At 61.1% G+C, this 25369-nt stretch carries 28 protein-coding genes; 21 read left to right on the forward strand and 7 right to left on the reverse strand.

Going from position 1 to position 25369, the window contains the following annotated elements:
• Window positions 1–33: 33 nt before the first annotated feature.
• A complete protein-coding gene (locus ACZ25R_RS09620; protein WP_105732333.1) occupies window positions 34–315 on the reverse strand; it encodes an acyl carrier protein in 282 nt (93 codons plus the stop codon).
• Window positions 316–444: 129 nt separating this feature from the next.
• Window positions 445–1032, reverse strand: coding sequence for a histidine phosphatase family protein (locus tag ACZ25R_RS09625; protein ID WP_288192542.1), 588 nt, complete (start codon window positions 1030–1032; stop codon window positions 445–447).
• A 102-nt stretch (window positions 1033–1134) separates the two neighbouring features.
• On the opposite strand from ACZ25R_RS09625, the gene ACZ25R_RS09630 reads away from it, so the two are divergent.
• The 3 genes from ACZ25R_RS09630 to ACZ25R_RS09640 all read left to right on the forward strand — a co-directional run bounded on the left by ACZ25R_RS09630 (window position 1135) and on the right by ACZ25R_RS09640 (window position 4711).
• The gene (locus ACZ25R_RS09630) at window positions 1135–2091 is read left to right on the forward strand and encodes an AEC family transporter (RefSeq protein ID WP_472460833.1); all 957 of its coding nucleotides are present in this window, start codon (window positions 1135–1137) and stop codon (window positions 2089–2091) included.
• 131 nt (window positions 2092–2222) lie between these two features.
• Entirely contained in the window at window positions 2223–3680 is a 1458-nt protein-coding gene (locus ACZ25R_RS09635; protein ID WP_472460834.1) for an NAD-dependent succinate-semialdehyde dehydrogenase, read from the forward strand.
• Between the two features lie 5 nt (window positions 3681–3685).
• Entirely contained in the window at window positions 3686–4711 is a 1026-nt protein-coding gene (locus tag ACZ25R_RS09640; RefSeq protein WP_472460835.1) for an aldose epimerase family protein, read from the forward strand.
• A 147-nt stretch (window positions 4712–4858) separates the two neighbouring features.
• Here the strand turns inward: ACZ25R_RS09640 and ACZ25R_RS09645 are convergent, their stop codons facing one another.
• The gene (locus tag ACZ25R_RS09645; RefSeq protein WP_472460836.1) at window positions 4859–5776 is read right to left on the reverse strand and encodes a sugar kinase; all 918 of its coding nucleotides are present in this window, start codon (window positions 5774–5776) and stop codon (window positions 4859–4861) included.
• Window positions 5777–5920: 144 nt separating this feature from the next.
• On the opposite strand from ACZ25R_RS09645, the gene ACZ25R_RS09650 reads away from it, so the two are divergent.
• Genes ACZ25R_RS09650 through ACZ25R_RS09660 form a run of 3 tightly spaced genes read left to right on the forward strand, consistent with a single transcriptional unit; the run spans window position 5921 to window position 8904 of the window.
• A complete protein-coding gene (locus ACZ25R_RS09650; protein WP_472460837.1) occupies window positions 5921–6538 on the forward strand; it encodes a pyridoxamine 5'-phosphate oxidase family protein in 618 nt (205 codons plus the stop codon).
• Window positions 6539–6574: 36 nt separating this feature from the next.
• The gene (locus tag ACZ25R_RS09655; RefSeq protein ID WP_472462466.1) at window positions 6575–8275 is read left to right on the forward strand and encodes a SulP family inorganic anion transporter; all 1701 of its coding nucleotides are present in this window, start codon (window positions 6575–6577) and stop codon (window positions 8273–8275) included.
• Between the two features lie 8 nt (window positions 8276–8283).
• The gene (locus tag ACZ25R_RS09660; protein WP_464663291.1) at window positions 8284–8904 is read left to right on the forward strand and encodes a ParB-like protein; all 621 of its coding nucleotides are present in this window, start codon (window positions 8284–8286) and stop codon (window positions 8902–8904) included.
• Between the two features lie 180 nt (window positions 8905–9084).
• Here ACZ25R_RS09660 and phnF read toward each other — a convergent pair whose 3' ends face one another.
• Complete coding sequence (gene phnF / locus ACZ25R_RS09665) at window positions 9085–9831, reverse strand: phosphonate metabolism transcriptional regulator PhnF (RefSeq protein ID WP_472460838.1); 747 nt, start codon at window positions 9829–9831, stop codon at window positions 9085–9087.
• Between the two features lie 84 nt (window positions 9832–9915).
• On the opposite strand from phnF, the gene phnG reads away from it, so the two are divergent.
• The 14 genes from phnG to phnN all read left to right on the forward strand — a co-directional run bounded on the left by phnG (window position 9916) and on the right by phnN (window position 21954).
• Complete coding sequence (gene phnG, locus ACZ25R_RS09670) at window positions 9916–10404, forward strand: phosphonate C-P lyase system protein PhnG (protein ID WP_472460839.1); 489 nt, start codon at window positions 9916–9918, stop codon at window positions 10402–10404.
• On the forward strand, window positions 10404–11015 hold the full coding sequence (gene phnH, locus ACZ25R_RS09675; RefSeq protein WP_472460840.1) for a phosphonate C-P lyase system protein PhnH: 612 nt from the start codon (window positions 10404–10406) through the stop codon (window positions 11013–11015). The genes phnG and phnH overlap by 1 nt, the downstream gene beginning before the upstream one ends.
• Before the next feature lie 3 nt (window positions 11016–11018).
• Window positions 11019–12125: a carbon-phosphorus lyase complex subunit gene (locus tag ACZ25R_RS09680; protein WP_472460841.1), complete on the forward strand. Its 1107-nt coding sequence runs from the start codon at window positions 11019–11021 to the stop codon at window positions 12123–12125.
• Complete coding sequence (locus ACZ25R_RS09685; RefSeq protein WP_182549213.1) at window positions 12122–13003, forward strand: alpha-D-ribose 1-methylphosphonate 5-phosphate C-P-lyase PhnJ; 882 nt, start codon at window positions 12122–12124, stop codon at window positions 13001–13003. Before ACZ25R_RS09680 ends, ACZ25R_RS09685 begins: the two co-directional genes overlap by 4 nt.
• 2 nt (window positions 13004–13005) lie before the next feature.
• Window positions 13006–13782: a phosphonate C-P lyase system protein PhnK gene (gene phnK / locus ACZ25R_RS09690; RefSeq protein ID WP_091877674.1), complete on the forward strand. Its 777-nt coding sequence runs from the start codon at window positions 13006–13008 to the stop codon at window positions 13780–13782.
• Window positions 13783–13786: 4 nt separating this feature from the next.
• Window positions 13787–14494 (forward strand): phosphonate C-P lyase system protein PhnL, encoded by a 708-nt coding sequence (gene phnL, locus ACZ25R_RS09695; RefSeq protein ID WP_464661095.1) that lies wholly within the window; start codon window positions 13787–13789, stop codon window positions 14492–14494.
• Window positions 14491–15105 carry a DapH/DapD/GlmU-related protein gene (locus tag ACZ25R_RS09700; RefSeq protein WP_472460842.1) on the forward strand — a complete coding sequence of 205 codons (615 nt, stop codon included), beginning with the start codon at window positions 14491–14493 and terminating at the stop codon, window positions 15103–15105. Before phnL ends, ACZ25R_RS09700 begins: the two co-directional genes overlap by 4 nt.
• A gap of 98 nt (window positions 15106–15203) precedes the next feature.
• Entirely contained in the window at window positions 15204–16037 is an 834-nt protein-coding gene (gene phnC, locus ACZ25R_RS09705; RefSeq protein WP_223612877.1) for a phosphonate ABC transporter ATP-binding protein, read from the forward strand.
• 83 nt (window positions 16038–16120) lie between these two features.
• Window positions 16121–17032 (forward strand): phosphonate ABC transporter substrate-binding protein, encoded by a 912-nt coding sequence (phnD, locus tag ACZ25R_RS09710; protein ID WP_223613473.1) that lies wholly within the window; start codon window positions 16121–16123, stop codon window positions 17030–17032.
• Between the two features lie 77 nt (window positions 17033–17109).
• Window positions 17110–18069 carry a phosphonate ABC transporter, permease protein PhnE gene (gene phnE, locus ACZ25R_RS09715; protein ID WP_223612878.1) on the forward strand — a complete coding sequence of 320 codons (960 nt, stop codon included), beginning with the start codon at window positions 17110–17112 and terminating at the stop codon, window positions 18067–18069.
• Between the two features lie 9 nt (window positions 18070–18078).
• Window positions 18079–19413 carry a phosphonate ABC transporter, permease protein PhnE gene (phnE, locus tag ACZ25R_RS09720; protein ID WP_472460843.1) on the forward strand — a complete coding sequence of 445 codons (1335 nt, stop codon included), beginning with the start codon at window positions 18079–18081 and terminating at the stop codon, window positions 19411–19413.
• A 65-nt stretch (window positions 19414–19478) separates the two neighbouring features.
• Complete coding sequence (locus ACZ25R_RS09725; protein ID WP_464661088.1) at window positions 19479–20186, forward strand: DUF1045 domain-containing protein; 708 nt, start codon at window positions 19479–19481, stop codon at window positions 20184–20186.
• A gap of 2 nt (window positions 20187–20188) precedes the next feature.
• Window positions 20189–21328 carry an alpha-D-ribose 1-methylphosphonate 5-triphosphate diphosphatase gene (locus ACZ25R_RS09730; protein ID WP_472460844.1) on the forward strand — a complete coding sequence of 380 codons (1140 nt, stop codon included), beginning with the start codon at window positions 20189–20191 and terminating at the stop codon, window positions 21326–21328.
• On the forward strand, window positions 21325–21954 hold the full coding sequence (gene phnN, locus ACZ25R_RS09735) for a phosphonate metabolism protein/1,5-bisphosphokinase (PRPP-forming) PhnN (RefSeq protein ID WP_472462467.1): 630 nt from the start codon (window positions 21325–21327) through the stop codon (window positions 21952–21954). Before ACZ25R_RS09730 ends, phnN begins: the two co-directional genes overlap by 4 nt.
• Before the next feature lie 66 nt (window positions 21955–22020).
• Here phnN and ACZ25R_RS09740 read toward each other — a convergent pair whose 3' ends face one another.
• Complete coding sequence (locus ACZ25R_RS09740; RefSeq protein WP_464661085.1) at window positions 22021–23088, reverse strand: porin; 1068 nt, start codon at window positions 23086–23088, stop codon at window positions 22021–22023.
• Window positions 23089–23397: 309 nt separating this feature from the next.
• Between ACZ25R_RS09740 and dusA the strand changes: the two genes are divergently transcribed.
• Window positions 23398–24408: a tRNA dihydrouridine(20/20a) synthase DusA gene (dusA, locus tag ACZ25R_RS09745; protein WP_472460845.1), complete on the forward strand. Its 1011-nt coding sequence runs from the start codon at window positions 23398–23400 to the stop codon at window positions 24406–24408.
• Between the two features lie 5 nt (window positions 24409–24413).
• Here dusA and ACZ25R_RS09750 read toward each other — a convergent pair whose 3' ends face one another.
• Window positions 24414–25118 carry a TIGR02281 family clan AA aspartic protease gene (locus ACZ25R_RS09750; protein ID WP_223612884.1) on the reverse strand — a complete coding sequence of 235 codons (705 nt, stop codon included), beginning with the start codon at window positions 25116–25118 and terminating at the stop codon, window positions 24414–24416.
• Window positions 25118–25351 (reverse strand): DUF1289 domain-containing protein, encoded by a 234-nt coding sequence (locus ACZ25R_RS09755; RefSeq protein WP_472460846.1) that lies wholly within the window; start codon window positions 25349–25351, stop codon window positions 25118–25120. The genes ACZ25R_RS09750 and ACZ25R_RS09755 overlap by 1 nt, the downstream gene beginning before the upstream one ends.
• Between the last annotated feature and the right edge of the window lie 18 nt (window positions 25352–25369).

A 25369-nucleotide genomic window follows, 5' to 3' on the forward strand; every position in this document is an offset into this window, starting at 1 on the left:
CAGAATCGGACCACCGGAATGGATATCCGGAAATCAGGCCTTCTTGGCGGCGACGAGTTCGTCGATCTTGGCGCACAGGTTCTTCAACACGAAATATTCCTCGGTAGGAACCTTGCCGTCATTGACTTCCTGCGTCCACTGTTCGAGCGGGATCTTGATACCGAAGGCCTTGTCGATGGCAAAAACGATGTCGAGGAAGTCAAGGCTATCGATGCCGAGATCATCAATCGTGTGGCTTTCCGGCGTGATGGAATCGCGGTCGATTTCACTGGTTTCAGCGATGATATCGGCGACCTTGTCGAATGTTGAGGTCAATTCAGTTTCCTTTTGCTTCCGGTGCCCTCGTAAAGGCACTGATGTCTGATGACGCGGTATCTAGCGTTTTTCACGGCCAAGGGAAAGACCGAATTGCCCTATCCCTTGTTACTCCAGCATATTCCGCCGTCAGTCGAAAATGATCCTGCCCGCAATATGAACCGTTTCACCCGCTTCGGGAGGCGAGACCACCACCGCTTCCGTCGGGCGCGGAACAATGCCGGTCAGTGCGGTTATATTGGCACGGTCGGTCATCATTACCAGATTGCCGGAACTTTTGAATTCCGCAATCATGGCGCGAATCTGGTCAATCTGCGATTGTTTCCCCGCGTCGTCATCCGCCAAAGGTCCAAGCGCGCTGACAATTTCCATTGGCGCTGCGCCGAAGGCCAGCCGGGCGGTTTCCTGCGCGTTGCAGACGGGGCTGCTCAGAACCTTGTCGATTCGCACCGACTTTGCGGCAAAGCGGGCGCCGAGCTTCTGCGCCAGCTGGTGACCGCGGTCGGACAGCGTGCGGACCTGCGTGCAGTCGGTGGAAGTGTCCGTGGAGGGGCTCAAACTGCCCGACGCATCGGCGCCCTGCAGCAGGACGGTATAGCCGCCGCGTGTCAGCCTGGCCCAGGCCGCATCGGTCGCCAATGCCGTTGGAATGGATAGGAATACGCCCAGAACGAGCGAGAGTGCCGGAAGGACGTAAAATCGCGAATGCTTCAACATTCAATCTCCTTAGCAGCGCAGATGGGGTTTTGGCCAAAAAAAATAAAGTGAAGAACTTCGATTGCCTTGCGCAGGCACTGCCGCGGGCCTATTGCGGAGACAATGGGTCTCGTTCAAACAATCATCGTGGTTTTTGGAGTGATTGCCGTGGCTTATGCCGCGGCCCACTTCAAGCTGCTCGATGAACGGGTGGGCGACGGGCTTTCCGAATTTGTTTTCATGATCGCCGCTCCCCTGCTGCTGTTCCGCACCATGGTGACGGCGGATTTTCACGGTTCGGCCCCGTGGGGCCTGTGGGCCGCCTATTTCATCGGGCTTGCCGTCGCCTGGGCGCTGTCCGATCTGGCGATTAAGGTGATCTTTGGCCGGGATAATCGCGCCGGTGTCGTTGCCGGGGTTTCCGGCGCCTTTTCCAATCTCGTATTCCTCGGCATGCCGCTCATGCTCGGGGTTTACGGTCAGGACGGGTTTGCCATCCTGTCGCTGATCGTTGCCGTTCACATGCCGAGTGTCATGGCCGCCTCGATCACCCTGCATGAGATCGCGCTGCGGCGGGACGGCGTGTTCCAGGGAGAGGGCAGCCTGCGCACGGTCATCGTGTCGTTTTTCCGCAGCCTCCTGCGCAATCCCTTTGTTCTCGGCATTCTGGCGGGGTGGCTGTGGCGCTCGACGGGCCTGCACCTGCCATCCGTCGTCGATTCCCTGGTGCAGCTCCTGGGGAGCGTCGCCGGACCTGTGGCGCTGTTCGCCATGGGCATGGGCTTGAAGAAGTTCGGCATATCCGGCCATCTCGCCGCGTCGCTGGTCATCGCGACGATCAAGCTCTTCGTCATGCCTGCGGTCGTGCTGGGGGTCGCGCTGGCCATCGGCCTGCCGCCGTTCACCGCCAAGATCGCCGTGGTGTCGGCAGCATTGCCGGCAGGCGTGAATTCGTACCTCATAGCAACAAAATTCCGGACCGCCGAGGCCCTGGCTTCCAACTCGATGGTCATTGCCACGGCACTGTCGGCGGTGACAATGGTGTTCTGGGTCACGATAGCGACGCACTTTTTCGGATAGGGGAAGGTTGTTGCAGCTTTGACGAAAAAGGAGCAGGGTGACGGCCACGGGCGCCACTCCGGGCCGCCGCTCACGGAACTCACAAAATCAGTGGACCAAACGCTCCGCCTTACATTTCAGGGAGAAACATGATGTTGCAGAAATCCAGCCAGTTCATGAAACAGGCCAATCTGATCAATGGCGAATGGGTGGCCGCAGATTCCGGCAAGACGATTGACGTCATCAACCCTGCAACCGGCCTGAAGATCGGCACCGTCCCCAATTCCGGCAAGGCGGAAACGCGACGCGCCATCGACGCCGCCGCCGAAGCCTTCAAGACATGGCGCAAGACATCCGTGCTCGAACGCTCCAAGCTGATGCGCAAGCTGCACGATGCCATTCTCGACAATCAGGATGCGCTGGCCGAGCTTCTGACGCTGGAGCAGGGCAAGTCGCTGACCGAAGCCAAGGGCGAGATCGGCATGTCGGCCGCCTATATCCTCTGGTATGCGGAAGAGGCACGGCGCACCTATGGCGACGTGGTGCCATCCCCGTGGGCCGACCGGCGCATTCTCGTGACGAAAGAACCGCTCGGCGTCATCGGCGCGATCACGCCGTGGAATTTCCCGTCCTCGATGCTTGCCCGCAAGATCGGTCCGGCGCTGGCGTCCGGCTGCACGGCCGTGGTCAAGCCGGCCACGCAGACACCCTATTCCGGCCTGGTCTGGGGCGCGCTGTGCGAAGAGGTCGGCATTCCCAAGGGTGTCGTGAACATTCTCACCGGTTCGGCCTCGGAAATCGGCGGCGAGATCACCAGCAATCCGCTGGTGCGCAAGATCACCTTCACCGGATCGACGGAAATCGGCAAGATCCTGATCAAGCAGGCGGCCGACACCGTGAAGAAGGTGTCGATGGAACTGGGCGGCAATGCGCCGTTCATCGTGTTCAACGATGCGGATCTGAACCGCGCCGTGGACGGTGCCATCGCGGCCAAATTCCGCAATTCCGGCCAGACCTGCGTGTGCACCAACCGGTTCCTCGTGCAGTCCGGCATCTACGATGCCTTCGTCGAGAAATTCGCGGCGGCCACGGACAAGCTGAAAGTCGGCAACGGTCTCGACGCGGGGACGCAGCAGGGACCGCTGATCGACGACAAGGCCGTTGCCAAGGTCGAGGAATTCATTGCCGACGCCAAGGAAAAGGGTGGCAGGATTGTCACCGGCGGCAAGCGCCATGCGCTCGGCGGCAGCTTCTTCGAACCGACGGTGATCGGCGATGCCACGCCCGACATGCTCTTCACCACGGAAGAGATTTTCGGCCCCGTCGCGCCGATCTACAAATTCGAGACGGAACAGGAAGCGATCGATCTGGCCAACAACACCCAGTTCGGCCTTGCCTCCTACTTCTACACGCAGGACCTTGGACGGGTGTTCCGGGTTTCGGAAGGCCTGAAATACGGCATGGTCGGCGTCAATGAAGGCATGATCACCACGGTGGAAGCACCGTTTGGCGGCCTGAAGGAATCCGGTCTCGGCAAGGAAGGCGGACATCAGGGTATCGAAGACTATCTCGACACCAAATATATCTGCGTCGGCGGTCTGGGGCTGTAAGTCTGATGCATACGGAAATTTTCGGCCATACGCCCGATGGCGAGGCAGTTCACCGCATCACTATCTCGGGCGGCGGGCTGACCGCCAAAATCCTGACCTGGGGCGCAGTCATCCAGGATTTGCGCCTCAAGGATCACGATCACCCGCTGGTTCTCGGCTATCAGGACTTTGCCGACTATCCCGCGCATTCGCCCTATCTCGGGGCGACCATCGGGCGGACGGTCAACCGCATCCGCGATGGCGAACTCGTCATTGACGGCCAGACCTTTGCCCTGCAGCGCAATTTCCATGGCATCCACAACATCCATGGCGGCGATGCCGGGGCGGGACGACGCACCTGGAACGTCGTGGCCGTCGGCCCCGATTATGTCACGCTGACGATCATGCTTGGCGACGGCGAGATGGGTTTTCCCGGCAATCTCACCATCACCTGCACCTATATGCTGGAATCCAAGGGGACGCTGGCCATCCGCCTCGATGCGGTGACCGACAAGCCGACGATCTGCAATCTGGCGCATCACAGCTATTTCAATCTCGACGATGGCGGCCTGACCGACGTGCTGGATCATCAGGTCAAGATCGGCGCCGAGGCTTACCTTGCCGTCAATGGCGATCTGCTTCCGGACGGGCGCGTCCTGCCTGTTGCGGGAACGGCGCATGATTTCCGCGAATACCGGACGATTCGGCGGGAAGAGGACGGCAAGCAGGTTGTCTATGACAACAATTTCTGCGTTTCCAGCCAGCGCCGCCCCCTGCAGTGGGTGGCATCCGCCAAGGGTGCGCGCAGCAACATCGAGATGCAGGTGCTGACCACGGAGCCGGGTGTGCAGTTCTACGCGGCCAATACGCTGGGCGGGCGACCGCCGCTCGGCCTGACGGGGCAGACCTATGCCGATTATGCCGGGTTCTGCTTTGAAGCGCAGAACTGGCCGGATTCGACGCATTTCCCTTACTTTCCGCAGTCGATCCTGCGTCCGGACGAGACATACAGCCAGATGACCCGCTACACCTTCAAGAAGCACAAGGTTTAGATCGTGGTGCGTGGTTCGACAAGCTCACCATGAGGGAGGGTGAGGATTGCAGGGAGCTAGATTCTGCAGCGTCTAAGATTAGCTTTGCAGCCCGCCCAGTCCCCTCATGGTGAGCTTGTCGAACCACGCGTGACAGTGCTGCCGCTTCTAGCGGCTGAAGGCCTTGCGCGCTTCCCCCATCGGCGCCAGTGCGCCATGGAACTCAACGACCCGCGCCGCGACCCGGTGGGCGCGGGCGGCGGCGTCAACGGGCTCAAGACCGGCCAGACGCGACGCAATGTAACCGCCGTTGAAACTGTCGCCGGCCCCCGTCGTGTCCACGGCGTTGGCGCGGACGGCGGGGACGCGGCTTTGCCGGTCGTCCACAACCACGAGCGCCGGGTCGGTGCCGTCCTTCACCACGATTTCCCGCACGCCGTAGCTGGCGATGCGCGCGGCGGTTTCTTCCGGCGTGGCATCGCCGAACAGGGCATTTTCATCGGGGAAGGTCGGCAGGGCGATGTCGGCGACGTGGTAGGCATCGATCAGCGCCTGCTTGGCCGTCTCGGCGTTTTCCCACAGGCGCGGCCGGTAATTGGCGTCGAAGGCGACGAGCGTGCCCTGACGGCGCGCATTGCTGACGGCGTTCAGCACGTTCTGGCGGCTCTTCGGGCTCAAGATGCCCATGGTGATGCCGGAGAAATAGATGATCTTGCGCCCATCGAGGCTGAGCGCCAGGGCTTGCGGATCGTCGCCGAGATGGCGGGCGGCGGAATCGTTGCGCCAATAGGTGAAGGAGCGTTCGACACCCGTCAGCGTGATGGCGTAAAGGCCGGGGCGTGCACCTGTTATAACCGGGCTATGGGCGGTGTTGATGCCGTTTTCCGCGAGGAACGCCCGCTGCTTGAGCGAGAACGGATCGTCGCCGAAGGCCGTGACGTAATCGACGGCAAAATCGGCGTCGGTGAGGGCGCGCACATACCAGCTGGTGTTGAGCGTATCGCCGGCAAATCCCATGCGCCACTGGTCGCCATTGGCTCCCGACAGCTCAATCATACACTCGCCGATGGCTGCAAACCCGCCCATGAAAACCTCCTCAACATGCATCCGGTGCGACTGATATACGAGTGCGATGCCGCTGTCATTTGTTAAAAATACCGGCTGTCATCAAGACTTAAACATGCGATGTTAGACGGCAAACGCATTTGCACGACACAGAAGGAGGTTGCGTTGTCCCGCGTTACGACAATTGATGAACTTGAGGTCATTTACGGCAATGGCGCGATAGCGGAAGCATCGACCGCCAAGGTGGCGGACCGCATCATTCCGGAATACCGGCAGCTGATCGAAGGTTCGCCCTTTGTGGCGCTAGCAACGAGCGGGCCGGAGGGGCTCGATTGCTCGCCGCGCGGCGATCTGGCCGGGTTCATCCGCATCCATGACGAGCGCACGCTGATGATGCCCGACCGGCGCGGCAACAACCGCATCGATTCGCTGCGCAATATCGTGCGCGATCCGCGCGTCGCCCTGCTGTTCCTCATTCCCGGTCTCAACACGACCTTCCGTGTGAACGGCCGTGCGTTTATCGATACGGATCAGGCGCTGCTGGACAGCTTCCTCATGGATGGCAAGGCGCCGCGCTCCGTGCTCGTCATGGAAGTCGAGGAAGCCTATTTCCAGTGCGCGCGGGCACTCATCCGCTCGGAATTGTGGAACCCGGAGAAATTCCGCTCGCCGAAGGAATTCCCGACGCCGGGCCAGATGCTGGCGGCGCTGAGCGAAAACCGCGTGGGCGGTGAAACCTACGACAATGAATGGGCCGCACGCGCGGCCAAAACCATGTGGTAGACTGCATCAATCCAATGGAGGCGTTCGGTGAAACAGGTGAGTGCTTCCAATCCGGTGACCGGAGGTAGGAACTGGCTGCCGTTCCGCTCGCTTGCGGGATGGAGGCTGTCGGATCTCAACGGCGATGTCATTGCCGGCCTGACGCTGGCGGCCATCGCCATCCCAGAACAGATGGCGACGGCACGCCTCGGCGGTTTTGCCCCCGAGATCGGATTTTTTGCCTTCATTGCGGGTTCGCTGGCCTTTGCCATCTTCGGCGCCAGCCGCCATCTCTCCGCCGGAGCCGATTCAACCATCACGCCGATCTTTGCCGGCAGCCTTGCACTGCTGGCCACCAGCGGCTCACCCGAATTCGGTCTGCTGGCGGCGGCGCTCGGCCTGATTGTGGGGCTGATCGTTGTGACAAGCGGCATCTTCCGGCTCGGCTGGATTGCCGATCTTCTGTCGGTGCCTGTCACGACGGGCTTTCTCGCCGGTATTTCCATCCACATCATCATCTCGCAATTGCCCGGCCTTCTGGGCATCGCCGCGCAGTCGGGCGATGTGTTTCAGCGTGTCTCTGCAACCATTGCCAGCGCCGGACAGATCAACGCGTACAGCGTTGCCATCGGGGCGGGTGTGTTCCTGATCGTGTTCCTGTCCGAGCGGATCAATGCGCGGATACCCGGCGCCCTGCTGGGGCTTGTCGTCTCCACCCTTGCAGTGGTGCTGCTCGGCCTGCAAAGCCGCGGCGTGACGGTTCTCGGCCCGCTTCCCAACAGCCTGCCGCATGCTGCCCTGCCGCAGATCGGTTTTGAGCAATTGCGCAGCCTGCTGCCCCTCGCATTGCTGGTCGCCGTGGTGGTGATGGTGCAAACGGCCGCCACGACACGGTCTTTCGTGTCCAAGAATGGCGCCGCGCCCGACGTCAACCGCGATTTTGTCGGCGTGGGGGCAGGCAGCATCCTGTCGGGGCTGTTTGGCGCCTTTCCGGTCAATGCCAGCCCGCCGCGCACGGCGATTGTCACCGAGACCGGCGGGACGTCGCAGATCAGCGGCCTGATCGCAGCGGCGATTGTCCTGGCGCTGGTGGCGTTCGGCGGCCAGCTGCTGGCGAGCGTGCCGCACGCTGCCCTGGCGGGCATCCTGCTCTTTGTCGCCCAGAGGATCATCCGCTGGCCGACGATTATTGCCGTTTACCGCGAGGCGCGGGGCGAATTCGGCCTGATCCTCATCACCATGGCGGCCATCGTCGCCTTGCCCATCGAATCGGGGGTGACCATCGGCATCGGGCTGTCGCTGCTGCATGGCCTGTGGGCCGTAATGCGCGCCCGCCCCATCGAGTTCGAAAAAGTGCCCGGCAGTTCGATCTGGTGGCCGCCGAGCGCCGCCAAGGACGGCGAGAAGATACCCGGTGTCCTGGTCGTGGCGTTCCAGGCGCCGCTTTCCTTTGTCAACGCCGATGATTTCAAGCGCGGTCTGTGCAGCACCATCGATGCGAGCGGGCCGGCGCTCAACCTTGTTGTCCTCGAAGCCAGCAGCATTATCGAGATCGATTACACGGCATCGCAGGCCCTGACGGACGTGATAAACTACTGCCGGAACGCCGATGTGAAATTCGCCATAGCCCGGCTGGAATCGGTCCGGGCGCAGAATGCCCTGTCCCGGTTCGGGCTTATCGCCTCGCTCGGGCCGGACAACATCTTTCACAGTGTCGATGATGCCATCCGAAAACTGGCACCAAAACGAGGGGAATGATCATGCAGATATCCGGAACAAGAGAACCCATTGTAACGCCGGTTGCGATCAAGGATCTGCGGCCGACCCAGATCACCGTCGGCATGCGCGAAGTGGACGAAAAGCGCAAGAAATGGCGCCAGCAGAAGGGCGCGAAGGGCGGCAAGTTTCTCGGCGAACATATGATCCCGGTGGTGCTTGGACCGAACAGGCGCAATTACGTCATCGACCATCACCATCTTGCGCGCGCGCTGCACGAGGAGGGGGTAAAACACATTCTTGTCACTGTCGTCAGCGACCTGTCATCGCTGGAGAAGGATGCGTTCATGGTGGTTCTCGACAATCGCGGCTGGATGCATCCCTTTGATGCCGAGGGCAAACGCCGTGACTATGCGGCCATTCCCAAGGCGATCAAGGATCTCGACGACGATCCGTTCCGCAGCCTTGCGGGCGAACTGCGCCGTGCCGGCGGCTATGCCAAGGATACCACGCCGTTCAGCGAATTCCTCTGGGCGGATTTTCTGCGGCGCCGGATAGGCCGCAAGGCCGTGGAATCTGATTTTGATGCCGCTCTCAACCGCGCCCTCAAGGAAGCCAAGGGCGATGCCGCCGGTTATCTGCCGGGCTGGTGCGGGTCGGTGACGGATTAGGAATGAATTGACGCTTGGCATTCCCATCGTGCGTGGTTCGACAAGCTCGCCATGAGGGAGGTGGTTTGGCTGCATGCCAATCGCGAACGTCGCAGAATAAGGCTCCCTGCAACTCTCGGCCTCCCTCATGGTGAGCTTGTCGAACCACGCACCACGCGCGATGCAATCGACTGCCGATAACTAGACCATCGACTTGCCGTCGATTGCGATCTCTATCCGGTCGGCGGCAAAGCGGCTTCTGGCGTATTCAATGGGATGGCCGTCCATATCGACATTGATCGCCGTGGAGACGAGAACGATGGCGCCCGGCGATAGGCGCAGGTGCCGCAAATCCTCCGCATCCGCGTGGCGCGCGGCGATGATGGTCGATTTGCGCAGATAATCGTCAATGCCGGCCGCCTTCAGGGCGGCGGTGATGGAACCTGACACCCGGTAATCCTCGACCACGTTGGGCACGCGCGCCGCATCGAACCATGCGGTGGCGCAGGAAACGGGATTGCCGTCCGCCGTGTGCATGGAATCGATCCTGATCACCTGACCGCCCGTCATGCCGAGGGCTGCAGCGACTTCTCCCGCCGCGTCCTCGATACGGTGACCCAGCAATATGCCTCTGGTCTCGCGCACCTGCGTCGCCAGGATTTCGGAAAACCGCGTCCGTTCGCCGATGCGGTAGGTCAGCTTCTTGCTGTTGGCGACGAAGGTGCCGCGGCCCTGTTCGGCGCGCAGCACGCCTTCCTTGGTCAGGGCGGCAATGGCGCTGCGGATGGTGTGGCGGTTGACCGCGAAGCGTTCGGCCAGGGTTACCTCCGGCGGCAGCCTGGCGCCGCTCGGCATTTTCCCCGCCGTGATGTCGCCGCGGATCTGGTCGGCAATCTGCCGCCAGATGGCAACGCCGCTGTTGCGGGTGATGAATCGCGCGGATTTCACGTTTTGTCATGCTCCTGTCATTGACGGGATTTATAGGTGTGTTTATTGTCTAGTTGTATAGATAAATAGACAAATCTGAGCGAGATGTCAATGATCAAAGAAAATATACAGTCCACGGAAACCGGCGGCGCGCCGGATCTGCAGCGCAAGGCCGCCATGGCCCTGCTGGCGCAGGCGACCGCGCCTGAAATAGCGGCCCTGTGGGCCGGATGGGGCGACAAGCCCGAGATAGAGACCCTGCGCGGCCCGGAAACCGGCCTCGTCATGCTGCGCGGCCGCATCGGCGGCGGCGGCGCGCCGTTCAACCTGGGGGAGGCGACCGTGACGCGCGCAACGGTGCGGCTCGGCAATGGTGCCGTCGGCCATGCCTATGCGCTCGGCCGGCACCGCGAGAAGGTGCGGCTTGCCGCCGTCTTCGATGCGCTGTGGCAGCAGCCGGAGTGCCGCGATGCGGTGGAGCGCGCGGTGCTTGCGCCGATTGCCGATCGTCTCGAACGCGACCGCACGTCGAAGCGCGCCGAGACCGCTGCGACCAAGGTCGATTTTTTCACAATGGTACGGGGTGACGACTGATGCATTCGGACACACAAATCTTCGAGGGCGGTTTCAGCGACAGCGTGCTGAACGCGCAAACCGTTTTCCGGGCACTCATGGACGCCATGGCCAATCCCGGCAGGATCGTGGACGTGAGCGATCTCGCCGTGCCGCCTGCGCCGCTGACGTCTCTGGCCGCGTCGATTGCTGCAACCCTGTTCGATCACGACGCAACCGTGTGGTGCGACAGGGCGATCTCCGGTTCGGCGGCATGCACGGGATGGCTGAAATTCCATACCGGCCTCGAATTGACGGATGAAACGGCGGAAGCCGATTTTGCCCTGATCAGCGATGTGGCAACGATGCCCTCGCTTGAATCCTTCTGCCGCGGCACGTCGGAATACCCTGATCGTTCGACGACGCTGATCCTGCAGATCGATGGTTTCGACGGTGCGGATGCGCTCGTTCTCGAGGGGCCGGGGATCAAGGATTCCATGGCGTTCTCACCCAGCCAGCTGCCGAAAATGTTTATCGATCAATGGATCGCCAACCGCGCCGCCTTCCCGCGCGGTGTCGACCTGATCTTCGCCGGCAAGGGTGCGCTTGCCGCGCTGCCCCGCACCACGCGCATCAAGAAGACGGAGGCCTGAACCATGTATGTTGCAGTCAAGGGCGGTGAAGCCGCCATCCGCAATGCGCACAAGCTTCTGGCCGACCGGCGCCGCGGCGACCGGGATGTGGCGCCCATCCAGCTCGATCAGATCGTCGAGCAGATGTCGCTGGCCGTCGACCGGGTCATGGCCGAGGGCTCGCTCTACGATCCCGAACTTGCGGCGCTCGCCATCAAGCAGGCGCGCGGCGATCTGATCGAGGCAATTTTTCTCGTGCGTGCCTACCGCACCACATTGCCCCGTTTCGGCTATACCAAGGCGCTGGAAACGGCGCAGATGCAGATCGAGCGGCGCATTTCCGCCACGTTCAAGGATCTTCCCGGCGGGCAGCTTTTGGGCCCGACATTCGATTACACGCACCGTCTGCTCGATCCTGAGCTTGCCGTGGATGCACCGATTGAAGCGCCGGACCGGCGCGACGAGCCGGAGGTTTTCACACCGCGGGTCACCGACATCCTCGGCCATGACGGCATGATCGAGGAAGATGGCGACCTGCCGGAAGGTGCAGTTGCGGGCGATTTGACCCGCGAACCGCTGACCTTTCCGCTGGAACGCGATCTGCGCCTGCAGGCGCTGGCACGCGGCGATGAAGGTTTCCTGCTCGGGCTCGCCTATTCGACGCAGCGCGGTTATGCCCGCAGCCATCCCTTTGTCGGTGAAATCCGTATCGGCGAGGTCGAGGTTGAACTTGAGGTGGCAGAGCTGGATTTCCCGCTGACGCTCGGCACCATCCGGGTCACCGAATGCCAGATGGTCAACCAGTTCAAGGGATCGGCAAAGCAGCCGCCGCAGTTCACGCGCGGCTATGGCCTGGTGTTCGGCCAGAGCGAGCGCAAGGCCATGTCGATGTCGCTGTGCGACCGTGCCCTGCGGGCAAGGGAGCTGGGCGAAGATATCACCGCCACGGCGCAGGACGAGGAATTCGTCATTTCCCACAGTGACAATGTGCAGTCGACGGGCTTCGTCGAGCACCTGAAATTGCCGCACTACGTGGATTTTCAGGCCGAACTCGATCTGATCCGGCGCATGCGCGCCGAGCATGAGCGCAACCGGCTGGACGGCGTCGAAACCAAAGAGGCAGCAGAATGACCGATCTAGCGACCTATAATTTCGCCTATCTGGATGAACAGACCAAGCGGATGATCCGCCGCGCCATCCTGAAAGCCATTGCGATTCCGGGTTATCAGGTGCCGTTCGCCTCGCGCGAAATGCCGATGCCCTATGGCTGGGGCACCGGCGGCGTGCAGGTGACCGCCGCCGTTCTTGGACCGGACGATACGTTGAAAGTGATCGACCAGGGCGCCGATGACACGACCAATGCCGTGTCGATCCGGGCTTTCTTCCAGAAAGTCGCCAATGTCCGCGTGACCACGAAAACCGCGGATGCCACGATCATCCAGACGCGCCACCGCATTCCCGAAGCACAGCTGCAGGCCGGGCAAATCCTCGTCTATCAGGTGCCGATCCCCGAGCCGTTGCGGTTCCTGGAGCCGCGCGAGACCGAAACACGCAAGATGCATGCGCTCGAAGAATACGGCCTGATGCACGTCAAGCTCTATGAGGACATTGCCCGCCACGGCCATATCGCCACCACCTATGCCTATCCGGTGAAGGTCGAGGGGCGTTATGTGATGGACCCGTCGCCGACGCCGAAGTTTGACAATCCGAAGATGCATATGTCCCCGGCATTGCAGCTTTTCGGGGCAGGGCGCGAAAAGCGCATCTATGCGGTTCCGCCCTATACGGAAGTCGTCAGTCTCGATTTCGAGGATCATCCCTTTGAAATCCAGACATTTTCCCAGCCTTGCGCCCTGTGCGGGGCGAAGGGCAGCTATCTGGACGAGGTCATCCTCGACGACAAGGGCGGCAGCATGTTCGTCTGTTCGGATACGGATTTTTGTGAAGACCGGCAGGCCAAGGGGCACCGCGGTGCGCTGGCGGCAGATACGGCAGAGGCAGCGGAATAATCATGAGCGATACACCTCTCTTGAAGGTCAAGGACCTCTCCAAATTCTACGGCAGCCGCATTGGCTGCCAGAATGTCTCGTTCGAGCTGTGGCCGGGTGAAGTGCTGGCGATTGTCGGCGAATCCGGCTCCGGCAAGACGACATTGCTCAACTGCCTGGCGACACGTCTTGCCCCGTCGGCGGGCTCGGTGGAATACCGCATGCGCGACGGCCAGTTCCGCGATCTCTACCGGCTGAGCGAGGCGGAACGCCGCTTTCTCATGCGCACCGATTGGGGTTTCGTGCATCAGAATCCGGCCGATGGGCTGCGGATGACCGTTTCCGCCGGTGCCAATGTCGGCGAGAGGCTGATGGCCATCGGCGACCGGCATTATGGCAATATCCGCGCGACGGCCACCGACTGGCTGGGCCGGGTGGAAATCGCCTCCGACCGTATCGACGACCAGCCGCGCGCCTTTTCCGGCGGCATGCGCCAGCGTCTGCAGATTGCCCGCAACCTCGTCACCAATCCCCGGCTTGTCTTCATGGATGAGCCGACAGGCGGTCTCGACGTGTCGGTGCAGGCGCGTCTGCTCGATCTGTTGCGCGGGCTGGTGAGCGATCTCGGGCTTGCGGCCATCGTCGTGACCCACGATCTCGCCGTCGCCCGGCTGCTGTCGCACCGGATGATGGTGATGAAGGATGGCCATATCGTTGAAACCGGTCTGACCGACCGGGTGCTTGACGATCCGCAGGCGCCTTACACCCAGCTTCTCGTTTCCTCCATCCTGCAGGTCTAGCATCATGCCAACACCTCTCGTTGTTTCCGATGTCGCCAAAAGCTTCACCATGCATCTGCGCGACGGCATCCGTCTGCCCGTGGTGGCGAACGTCTCGTTTTCCATCAAGGCGGGTGAATGCGCCGTGCTCGGCGGTCCATCCGGCGCGGGCAAAAGCTCGATCCTCAAAATGGTCTATGGCAATTATGCCGTCGACCGCGGCCAGATCATCGTGCCCTATGGCGACCGGCTGGTCGATCTTGCCAGCGCCGATCCGCGCACGGTTCTGGGCGTGCGCCGCGACATGATCGGCTATGTCAGCCAGTTCCTGCGCACCGTGCCGCGCGTGTCGGCGCTCGATGTTGTTGCCGAACCGCTGGTGGCGCGCGGCATCGACCGCACCGAAGCGCGCGACAAGGCCGCAGCCCTGCTTGCCGGGCTCAATCTGCCCGAGCGGCTCTGGTCACTGCCGCCTGCTACCTTCTCTGGCGGTGAACAGCAGCGCGTCAATATTGCGCGCGGTTTCATCACCGATCACCCGATCCTGCTTCTGGATGAGCCCACGGCTTCGCTCGATGCGAAAAACCGCGAAGTGGTCGTTTCGATGATCCGCAGCAAAAAGGAAGCGGGTATCGCCATGCTCGGGATCTTCCACGACGAGGATGTGCGCGAGGCCGTGGCCGACCGCATCATCGACGTGACCGCATTTGCCGTGCAGAGCGAGGCAGCATGACCCGGCTTTCCCCAACACCGCTCATTCACGCGACAGCGCATGTCGAGGACAGCGAACTCGGCCGCTACACGGAGATTTCCGAGCGCTGCCGCATCAGTGAAACCAAACTCGACGATTATTCCTACATCATGCAGGACGGTGCGGTCTGGTGCGCCACGATCGGCAAGTTCGCCAACATCGCGGCGAGCGTGCGGATCAACGCGACCAACCATCCGACCTGGCGGCCAACGCTGCATCACTTCACCTATCGCGCCGGTGACTACTGGGACGATGCGGGTCCGGAAGAGTCGTTTTTCGAATGGCGCCGGACCAATCAGGTGCGTATCGGCCATGACGTCTGGATTGGCCATGGCGCGACGGTTCTGCCCGGCGTTACGGTCGGCGATGGCGCCGTGATCGGGGCAGGGGCGGTGGTCTCACGCGATGTTGATCCCTATACGATTGTCGGCGGTGTTCCCGCCCGCAAAATCCGCGACCGTTTCGACAAAAAGACGGCGGAACGCCTGCAAACACTGGCGTGGTGGGACTGGGACCATGCCCGCCTGCGTGGTGCTCTGGATGATTTTCGCGCCCTCGATATCGAGGCATTTCTGGAAAAACATTCAGGCTGACTTCTGCTATCCCCAGTTGTCACGTAAGTGCAATAAAAGTGCCATCGCACCTTCACACTAGGGCTTTAGGACAGGGCAATACCAACAAGGATTGGCCTATGCTGAAGATTGAAAACGTGACGCGTCGTTTTGGCAGCAATATTGCCATCGACAATGTCAATGTTGAAATTCCGCAGGGGCAGATGGTCGGAGTCATCGGTCGCTCGGGTGCAGGCAAGTCGACGCTGCTGCGCATGATCAACCGCCTGATCGACCCGTCCGAAGGGTCGATCATCTTCGACGGCAAGGATGTGGCCAAGCTCAACGGCTCGGCGCTGCGAACCTGGCAACGCGATTGCGCGATGATCTTTCAGCAATTCAACCTTGTTCCCCGCCTCGATGTCCTGACCAATGTCCTCCTTGGACGCCTGAACCACCGATCCACCATCAAAAGCCTTCTCGGCATATTCTCACGCGAAGAACGTGCCATGGCAATTGCCGCCCTCGAGCGGCTCGATATTGCCAAAACCGCCCTGCAGCGGGCCGGAACACTCTCCGGCGGACAGCAGCAGCGGGTCGCCATCGCCCGGGCGCTGATGCAGAACCCCAAAGTCATTCTCGCCGACGAACCCATCGCTTCGCTTGATCCGCGCAATGCGCAGGTGGTGATGGAATCCTTGCGTGACATCAATGAAAAAGAGGGCCTCACCGTCATCACCAACCTGCATACGCTCGATACCGCGCGGCATTTCTGCGAGCGCATCATCGGCATGCAGGGTGGCAAGGTGGTTTTCGATGGTACGCCCGACGATCTGACCGAGGCTGCCGCCCGCCGCATCTATGGTGCGGATGGCCTGAAGGATGCTTTCTCGGAAGCCATCACATCGACAAGCATTGCGCGTCATGCGCCGACACCAATCCCCGAATTAGAGGCCATACTGGCCGCGCGTTGAGCGCAAACGGATCGGCTTGCCCACGTAACGGGCTCAAGTCCACATAAAAAACTCTGGAAGCTTTGACAGGAGAGATAGTCATGTTGCTTAAGAAAGCCCTTATGGGTGCGATTGCAATCAGCGCCGTGTTTGCAGGCTCGATGGCTCGTGCCGAAAACCTTGAGACCTTTCGCGTCGGTATCATCGGCGGTGAAAACGAAGCAGACCGCCTGCGCAACTACCAGTGCATCGTCGACAAGCTGCCAAAGGTTCTCGGCGTCAAGGACGTCAAGCTGTTCCCGGCGACGGATTATGATGGCGTCATCCAGGGCCTGCTCGGCGGCACCCTCGACTATGCGGAACTGGGCGCTTCTGGCTTTGCCAAGATCTATCTGACCAATCCGAAGGCTGTCGAGCCGATCCTGACCACCGTCCAGACCGACGGTGCGACCGGTTACTACTCGATCATGGTTGCCCGCAAGGACAGCGGCATCAAGACACTGGCCGACATGAAGGGCAAGAAGCTCGGCTTTGCCGATCCAGACTCCACATCCGGTTACCTGATCCCCGTTACCTCGCTGCCGAAGGACATCAAGACCTCGGTCAAGGAATACTTCTCCGAAACCGGTTTCGGCGGCGGTCATGAAAACCTCGTTCTGGCCGTCAAGGACGGCAAGTTCGATGCCGGCACGACATTCGGCTCCGGCGTCGGCAAGTTCGACGAAGGCTACACCTCCGGCAATCTGCGCAAGATGGTCGACAAGGGCCTGATCGACATGAAGGATTTCGTCGAACTCTGGAAGTCGCCGCTGATCCCGAACGGCCCGATCGTTATCCGCACCTCGCTGGATGCCGACCTGAAGAACAAGTTCAAGGCCTTCATGCTCGATCTGCCGAAGAGCGATCCTGCCTGCTTCGCAGCCACCATGGGCGGCGATTTCAAGAGCTATACTGAGGTCAACACCCAGTTCTATCAGCCCATCATCGACGCCCGCAAAGCGCAGATCGGCGGATAAGCCAGACACACATCATCACGGCCAGTTCTGCGGATCTGGCCGTGATTTTGTTTGCGGCACCTTGAAGGATGTTTGCAATGAGCAGAACCGCTTCCCCTGAGTTGTCGTCCGACGGCATCCAGATCGAACGGCACTGGCAGGAGCTTGCCGGACGCCGCCGTGCCTATAGCTGGATCATCGCCATAGGACTGCTGGTCACCATTGCCGGATCCCTGTGGTTTGCCAATGAATCCAATGCGGGCAAGTTCTTCGACCGTTTGCCGCATCTCTTCGATTTTGCCGGTGATCTGGTTCCGCGCGACGGATGGGAAGTGTGGCGCGCCATGTTCGATCTGCCGTCGCCCTATTTCGACGGAAGCCTGAAATATGACTACCCCGAAGGGCGGGTCTATCTCTTCGGCGGGTTCTACATGCCCGAATATTTCTACAAGATGCTGGAAACGCTCAATATCGCGATCCTGGCGACACTCGCCGGTTTCATTTTCGGTTTCATGATCTGCTTTCTCGCGGCCAAGAATCTCGTGAAGAACCGGTTCATCCGGTTTGCCGCCCGCCGTTACATGGAAATCCTGCGTGCCTTTCCGGAAATCGTCATTGCCGGTTTCTTCGCGGCCATCCTGTCGCTGGGGCCGATCCCCGCCATGTTCGCCGTCGGCATCCACACGATCGGCGCTCTGGGCAAATTGTTCTTCGAAGTCGTCGAGAATGCCGATATGAAGGCAGACGAGGGGTTGCGCGCTGTCGGTGCCAACTGGTTCGAGCGCGTCGGCTTCGGCATCGTGCCGCAGGTCATGCCGAATTTCATGTCCTATGCGCTGCTGCGGCTTGAGATCAACGTGCGCGCCTCGACCATCATCGGCGCCGTTGGCGGCGGCGGTATCGGCGAGGAGCTGCGCCTGTCCATCGGACGCGGGCATCAGGCCAAGACGCTGGCGATCATCCTGCTTCTCTTCGTTACGATCATTGCCGTGGATCAGTTTTCCGCATGGCTGCGCCGCCGCCTCGTGGGCGAGCAGGCCTTCACTGTCGGTGGTTAGGATACTATCATGAGCGCTATCACAGCCGACACCATTGCCGATTTCGAGACGCGGTATCCCGCCGTTTTCAATCCGCCGTTCTGGCGCCGTTTCATGCCTGTGCTGATTGCCGCGGGCATCGTGGCCTATGTGTTCTATTGCTGGTGGTTCTTTTCCATCGGCACCGTGCTTGCCGGCGGCCAGTGGCAGCGTGCCGAACTCTATGCCCGCGATTGGGTGTCCTATGCCATCAAGACCACGGTTCGGCCGGGGCCAACGGGCGCGACCGTCAGCTATCCCCGGTTTTCCGAGCTGGGCGACAATCCGAACCCGAGCTGGGTGGTGAAGGACGGCAACAATGTCGCCATCCTCTTCGGTTCGGACAAGAAGCTCGACATCAACGATCAGCGCGTGATCGTCACGCGGGGCGGCGAGACCCTGACGGTGCTGCTGGCGGCAGACGGCGCCAAGCCGCAGGGGCCGCTGCCGGGCTGGGCAACCCTGAAGGAAGACCAGGTGACGGTGAGTTTCGGCTTTGCCGGGCAGGCCGACATCATTCCGCAGCGGGTCGTGGTGAGCCGCCGGTTCCTCGGCTGGGCGAATTTCGTCTTCGATACGAGTTCGCCGTTCTGGGGCAAGTCCTTTGGCGAGGTGGCCTCGCTGATCGTCAGCGGCGAGCGCATCAAGCCTGAGATGTCGAATGCGTCGCTTGCCTTCGACAATATCTGGTTCAACTCCTCATGGCAGCACGGCGATGTCTGGACAAAACTGCTGCAGACCATCGTCATGGCCTTCATGGGCACGCTGATGGCGTCGCTGCTGTCGTTTCCGCTGGCCTTCATTGCCGCGCGCAACATCACGCCGAATGTCTTTGCCAACCAGATCACCAAGCGCTTCTTCGACTTCCTGCGCTCGGTTGATATGCTGATCTGGGCGCTGTTCTTCACCCGCGCCTTCGGCCCGGGACCGCTGGCGGGTATTTCGGCGATCTTCTTCACCGACACCGGCACGCTGGGCAAGGTCTATTCGGAAACGCTTGAAAACATCGACGACAAGCAGCGCGAGGGCGTCAAGTCCGTCGGCGCGTCGCCGGCCAATGTGCAGCGCTATGGTGTCCTGCCGCAGGTGCTGCCGGTTTTCGCCAGCCAGGCGCTGTATTTCTGGGAATCCAACACCCGCTCGGCCACCATCATCGGTGCCATGGGGGCGGGCGGCATCGGCCTGAAATTGTGGGAAGCGATGCGCACCAACACCAACTGGCACAATGTCGCCTATATGGTCGTCCTCATCCTCGTTGTGATATTCATTTTTGACGGCATATCCAACGCCCTGCGCTCCCGTTTGAGCGGGAAGACACAACATTAAGTCTCGACGTTCAAAGGCTTGTCATATTTGAAGCGTAACGCGAGACTGTTCCAGAGGAATCATCCATGCGCTATGCAATCTATTTCACGCCGCCATCGGCCGACCCGCTATTGAAAGTGGCGGCAAACTGGCTTGGCCGCAACGCCTTCACCGGCCAGCCGGTGCGGCCGCCGCAGATCCGCGATCTGGCGCACGAGGATTTTGCCCAGCTGACCGAGTCGGCGCGCCGCTACGGTTTCCATGCGACGCTGAAGGCGCCGTTCCATCTGGCTGACGGGATCGAAGAGCGCGAGCTTCTCTCGGCCCTCATGCATTTTGCCTCCTCCATCGAACCCGTCGAAATTCCCAAGCTGACGATCGCCAATCTTGACGGGTTTTTCGCCCTCGTGCCGGAGGAACCGGTGGACAGGCTGAACCAGCTGGCCAATGACGTGACCGTGGCCTTCGACCGTTTCCGCGCGCCGCCGAGCGAAGCGGAGATCAAGCGGCGCAACCCGGAAAACCTGTCGCCGGCCCAGCGCCGCAATCTGGAACAATGGGGCTATCCCTATGTTTTTGAGGATTTCCGCTTCCATATGACCCTGACAGGTCCGGTTCCCGAGCGTGACCGGCCCAAAATCGAACGTATTCTGAGTGAATTCCTGGAGCCAGTCCTCGAAGAGCCAGTCGAAATCAACAATCTCGCTTTGTTTACGGAAGCCGAGCCGGGCTTCCCCTTTGAAATTCACTCGCTGCATCCGCTGGCCGGAACCAACCGTAGAAAGACTGCCTGATCATGTCCGCCGAATTGATCCTGAACAACGCGCAAATCGTTCTCGAAGATGACGTCATCAAGGGATCTGTCCTGATCCGTGACGGCAAGATTGCCGATATTTCAACCGGGACAGCATCGGGCGGCGAGGATTTTGACGGCGACTATCTCATTCCGGGGCTTGTCGAACTGCACACGGACCATCTGGAAGGCCACTATGCGCCGCGTCCGCGCGTGCGCTGGAACCCGATTGCAGCCGTGCTTGCGCATGATGCGCAGATTGCCTCATCCGGTATCACCACGGTTCTCGATGCGCTGCGCATCGGCCTTGACCGCGATGCGGATATGTCCGCCCAGGAAATCCGCAAGCTGGCCGACGCCATCGAAGACAGCGTGCAGCAGGATCGCCTGCGTGCAGATCACTATTTCCATCTGCGCTGCGAAGTGTCGGTCGCCGACTGCCTCGACGGGTTCCATTATTTCGACAATGACAGCCGCGTGCGCCTGGCCTCGCTGATGGATCATGCGCCGGGCCAGCGTCAGTTCGTCGATCTCGAAACCTATGCCTATTACTACCAGCGCAAGCTGAAGCTGTCCGACCTCGAATTCAACGTGTTCTGCGAGCAGCGCATGGAGGAATCAGCCCGCCATTCCGCACCGCACCGGAAGGCCATTTCCGATCTGTGCCGCGAGCGCGGTATCGTGCTGGCCAGCCATGACGACGCGACGACAGCCCATGTGGATGAAGCTGTGGAGCAGGGCATCCACGTGGCGGAATTCCCGACCACGCTGGAAGCGGCAGCGGCCTCGAAGCAGGCGGGCCTTGCCGTGCTGATGGGCGCGCCGAACGTCGTTCGCGGCGGTTCGCATTCCGGCAATGTTTCGGCGCGTGAGCTGGTCGAACATGGCCACCTCGACATCCTGTCCTCCGATTATATTCCGTTCAGCCTGATCCAGTCGACCTTCTTCCTGAGCGACGTGGTCGAGGGGATCACCCTGCCGGATGCGGTGCGGCTGGTGACCAAGAACCCGGCTGAGGCGGTCGGTTTCGACGACCGCGGTGTCATCGAAGTCGGCAAGCGCGCCGATCTGGTGCGGGTCCGGGTTGACGAGCACATTCCGGTCGTCCGTACGGTGTGGCGCGAAGGCCGCCGGGTGGTCTGATGGCAGCGGCAACGATCGAACGCGCACTCAATCCGGCATCGGCGCCGTTGCGCAACGGTGTGTTTGTCGCCGTTGTCGGCCCGAGCGGGGCGGGCAAGGACACGATCATGGATTTTGCCCGCGACGCATTGCGCGGCCAGCCGGATTTCCATTTCGTGCGCCGGGTGGTGACACGGCCATCGACGGTCGATGCGGAAGACCATGACAGCCTGGGTGAGGAAGAGTTTCTGGCCGCGCAGCGGGCAGGGGCGTTCTGCCATTGCTGGGAGGCCCACGGTTTGCGCTACGGCTTGCCCGTCTCGGTGGACCAGCAGGTTGAGCAGGGCGCGGTGGCCATTGCCAATGTGTCGCGCGGTGTCCTGCCGGCGTTGCGCCAGTCCTATGCCAATTTCATTGTCGTGCACATTACCGCGTCGCCCGAGGTCCTGGCGCAGCGACTGGCCGCACGCGGCCGCGAGGATGCCGAGGAGATCAAACGCCGCCTGATGCGGGCAGCGCCAAACCCGTGCGATCCCTCCGATGCCGTCATGATCGACAATTCCGGCGAGGTTGCGATCGCAGGCCGTGCTTTTGTCGCTGTTCTCAGGAAATCATCGGCCTTTGCCGCCGTTTCCGAGCAGATATGAACCAGCCTTATCCGGACATGCAAAAACCGGGGGCAAGCCCCCGGTTTTGTTTATTCTTCAGTCGTTTTAGAAATTGCGCTGGAAGCGGATCGTACCGCCGAAAGCATCGTCGTTGCCGCCATTGGCAAGCGAGGTGTCCTTCCGGTCGCCGTCAAACTTGGTGTAGTTCACTTCCGGCGTGATGGTGAAGCCGGGGACGAGCTCGTAAGCAACGTTCAAAGCCGCAGCAACGGTACCTTCCGATTCATAGCCGACGAGACCGTTGATGGTTGCCTTGTCGGAAACCTTGGCGGCCAGTCCGCCCCAGGCCGCCCAGTCGCCATGCCATGGCGCGAGGAAGTTGCGGTTGACGCGGGTGGTGTCGTAGCCGGACTGATAGCCGCCCATGACGAAAGCGGAGAACGTATCGGTGAACTTCAGGTCGAAGCGCAACTTGCCGGCGAATTCTTCGACGTTGGAGTCATAACCGCCGATTGCACTGACACCGCCCCAACCCTGCTCGAACTTCACGCCGCCCATCAGGTGCGGCAGGTAGCTGTCGATGACATAGCCGGAATAGCCGTCATTGGTCGAACCCTGTTCGGCAGCGACGATGACCGAGAAGCCATTGCCCGCGGCATAGGTATAGCTGACCTGATTGCTTGCCCAGCTGTTGTAGTTGATCACATCGTCATTGATGATGTTGCCGGCGTAATTGGTCCATGAGCCGAAGATTTCGTCGGCAACACCGATGCGGAAGCCGCCAAGCTCAATGAAGGCCTGCGGAATGGTGCCGCCGCTGTTTACGCCATTGGTGTATTCGAAGCGGGTCTGGATGTAGGAACGCAACGTGCCGAGTTCGGTTTCCGACCGGGCATCGAAGCGGATTTCCGTGCGCAGATGCTTGTTCCAGGTGCCGAACTCGCCGCCGCGGTAGACATTGTCACCCGCGCCGACATCGTAGCGCAGATAGCCGCCGATCTTCAGGCAGGTTTCAGTACCGGGGATATAGAAGAAGCCCTTGCCATAAGCATCGCAGACGCGAACATACTCAACCGGTTCCGGCTGCGCCACCACGATAGCATCCGCTGCGCGGGCGCCAGTAACGGCAACCAACGCCGCCGCCGAGCCAAGAAGAATAGCTTTGATGTTCATCGGGAACCTCCATGCAAATCGATGAATCTGTTTTAGGCCGGTTTTTATGACGGTGTAAAACTGAAAAATGCCGAACCGGCGGTTCGATAGACTTTGTTGCGGTTTTATCACGCTACTGAATGTATCATGTCAGGCCGGGGCATTGCGGCGCGAAAGCCATGCTCCGGTGGACAAAACGGCCGCCGCGCATTATGAGGAGCGGCGCAATCTGTGGCGAAGGCCGGGCAAATTCGGCCGTTTGACCGTCACGTTGCCGATCACGAATTGTGCAAACGCGCCAACATCAATCGAAAGCATCCGGACGTGGCAATGACGGCTGAACAGAACAATGGCTACACGCACAACCGCTTTGCGGTTGCGCCGATGATCGATTGGACCGATCGCCATTGCCGGACGCTGCACCGCCAGTTCACGCGCCATGCCTTGCTCTACACGGAAATGATCGTGGCGGATGCGGCCATCCACGGCAATCGCGACCGCCTGCTGGGTTTTTCCAGCGCCGAGCACCCCGTTGCCCTGCAGCTCGGCGGCTCCGATCCGGCCAAGCTCGCCGAAGCGGCGCGGGTAGGGGAAACCTTCGGTTACCGCGAGATCAACCTGAATGTCGGCTGCCCGTCGGACCGCGTGCAGTCCGGCACGTTCGGTGCCTGCCTGATGAAAACGCCCGGCCTGGTGGCCGACTGCGTCGCGGCGATGAAGCGGTCGGTGTCGATCCCCGTCACGGTCAAATGCCGGATCGGCGTCGATGATCAGGATATCGAACCGGCGCTCGACGATCTCGCTGGCGGCGTGTTCGCGGCGGGGGCCGATGCGTTGTGGGTGCATGCGCGCAAAGCCTGGCTCAAGGGGCTTTCACCGAAGGAGAACCGGGATATTCCGCCGCTGGATTATGACCGCGTCTACCGGCTCAAGCGGCAAAACCCGAGTCAATTCATCGGGATCAATGGCGGTATTCAGACGCTCGATGAAGCGCTTCAGCATTTGAATCATGTGGATGGTGTCATGCTCGGCCGCGCCGCCTACAACAATCCCATGTTGCTCGCCGATGTGGACAGGGCGATCTATGGCGATGCCCGTCCGGCAGCATCGGTCGATGCGATCATCGACCATATGTGCGCCTATGCGGATGAGCATGTGCGGCAGGGCGGGCGCGTCTCGCACATAGCCCGCCACATGGTCGGCATGTTCCACGGTGCAGCCGGTGCGCGGCGCTGGCGCCAGATTCTGTCCACGGAAGCCAACAGGCCGGATGCGGACAGCAGCGTCATCCGCCGTGCCTACCAAGCCGTGCAGGCCGGATCGGCCGACCAGGCTGCCTGAACCGTCTAATCCGACAGGATCAGGCGATCGCCGCGCACGGAAAAACCGCTGAGGGTGTTGAGGAAATTCATGCCGAGCAGGCTGCCGTCCATGCGGCCCTCCTGCGCGACCATGGCACGGATATTGCGCCGGAGGATGGCGCCGATCCTGATTTCGTCCAGCATCACGATCGCGGCAGTGGCTGCGCCGTTCGCCGTCATGATCGGCGTCCTGTAGGCCAGCTTGTCCGGATTGAGGCCCGCCCGCCGTGCATCGTCATAGGAGAGCACGATGGACGATGCGCCGGTATCGACCATGAAGCCGATCGAGGCATTGTTGACCGAGCCCTTGACCTCGAAATGACCGTTTTCGGCCTTGGCCAGCGTTACTGTCACGCCGCCATCGCCATCCCTTGCGGAAATCGGGCTGCCGGGAACGAGCCCCGCCGTGACGCGATGACCGATGTCCTGCAGCTCATAGCGATACTGGTAACCGGCAACCAGAGCCATCAGAATAACCAGCCACATCGCCATGTTGCGCAGGAAGTGGCTGAGCGGGATGCCGGAGCCGAGCAGGCCTGCCGCAATCACGATGCCCCAGATGCTCATATAGGCAAGGCGGGCGAACTGGTCATTGGCCAGACCCAGCGTCGTGCCGCTGCCATTGTTGGCGATGAGGAGGAGGGTTGTTCCGGCGATGAGGGCGACGATGATCCAGAACAGGCGGGGCATCAGATCTCCTGTTCCTTTTCACGGGCCATGCGGGTGCGCCGGGTTTCGCGGCGCGGGCGGCGTTCGATGCTGTCGAGACGGGCGGCAAGGCCGGCCATGATCGTCCGGCGATTGTCCGGCGTCATCGTCAGCCACGCACCGATTTCCTCGCGCGTGCGCCCGCAGCCGAAACAATAGCCGGTCTTCATATCGATGGCGCAGACGAGGATGCAGGGTGACTCGATGATGCTCATATCCCAGATTTGGTACAG

The sequence above is a fragment of the Phyllobacterium sp. RCAM01083 genome, assembly GCF_055685835.1.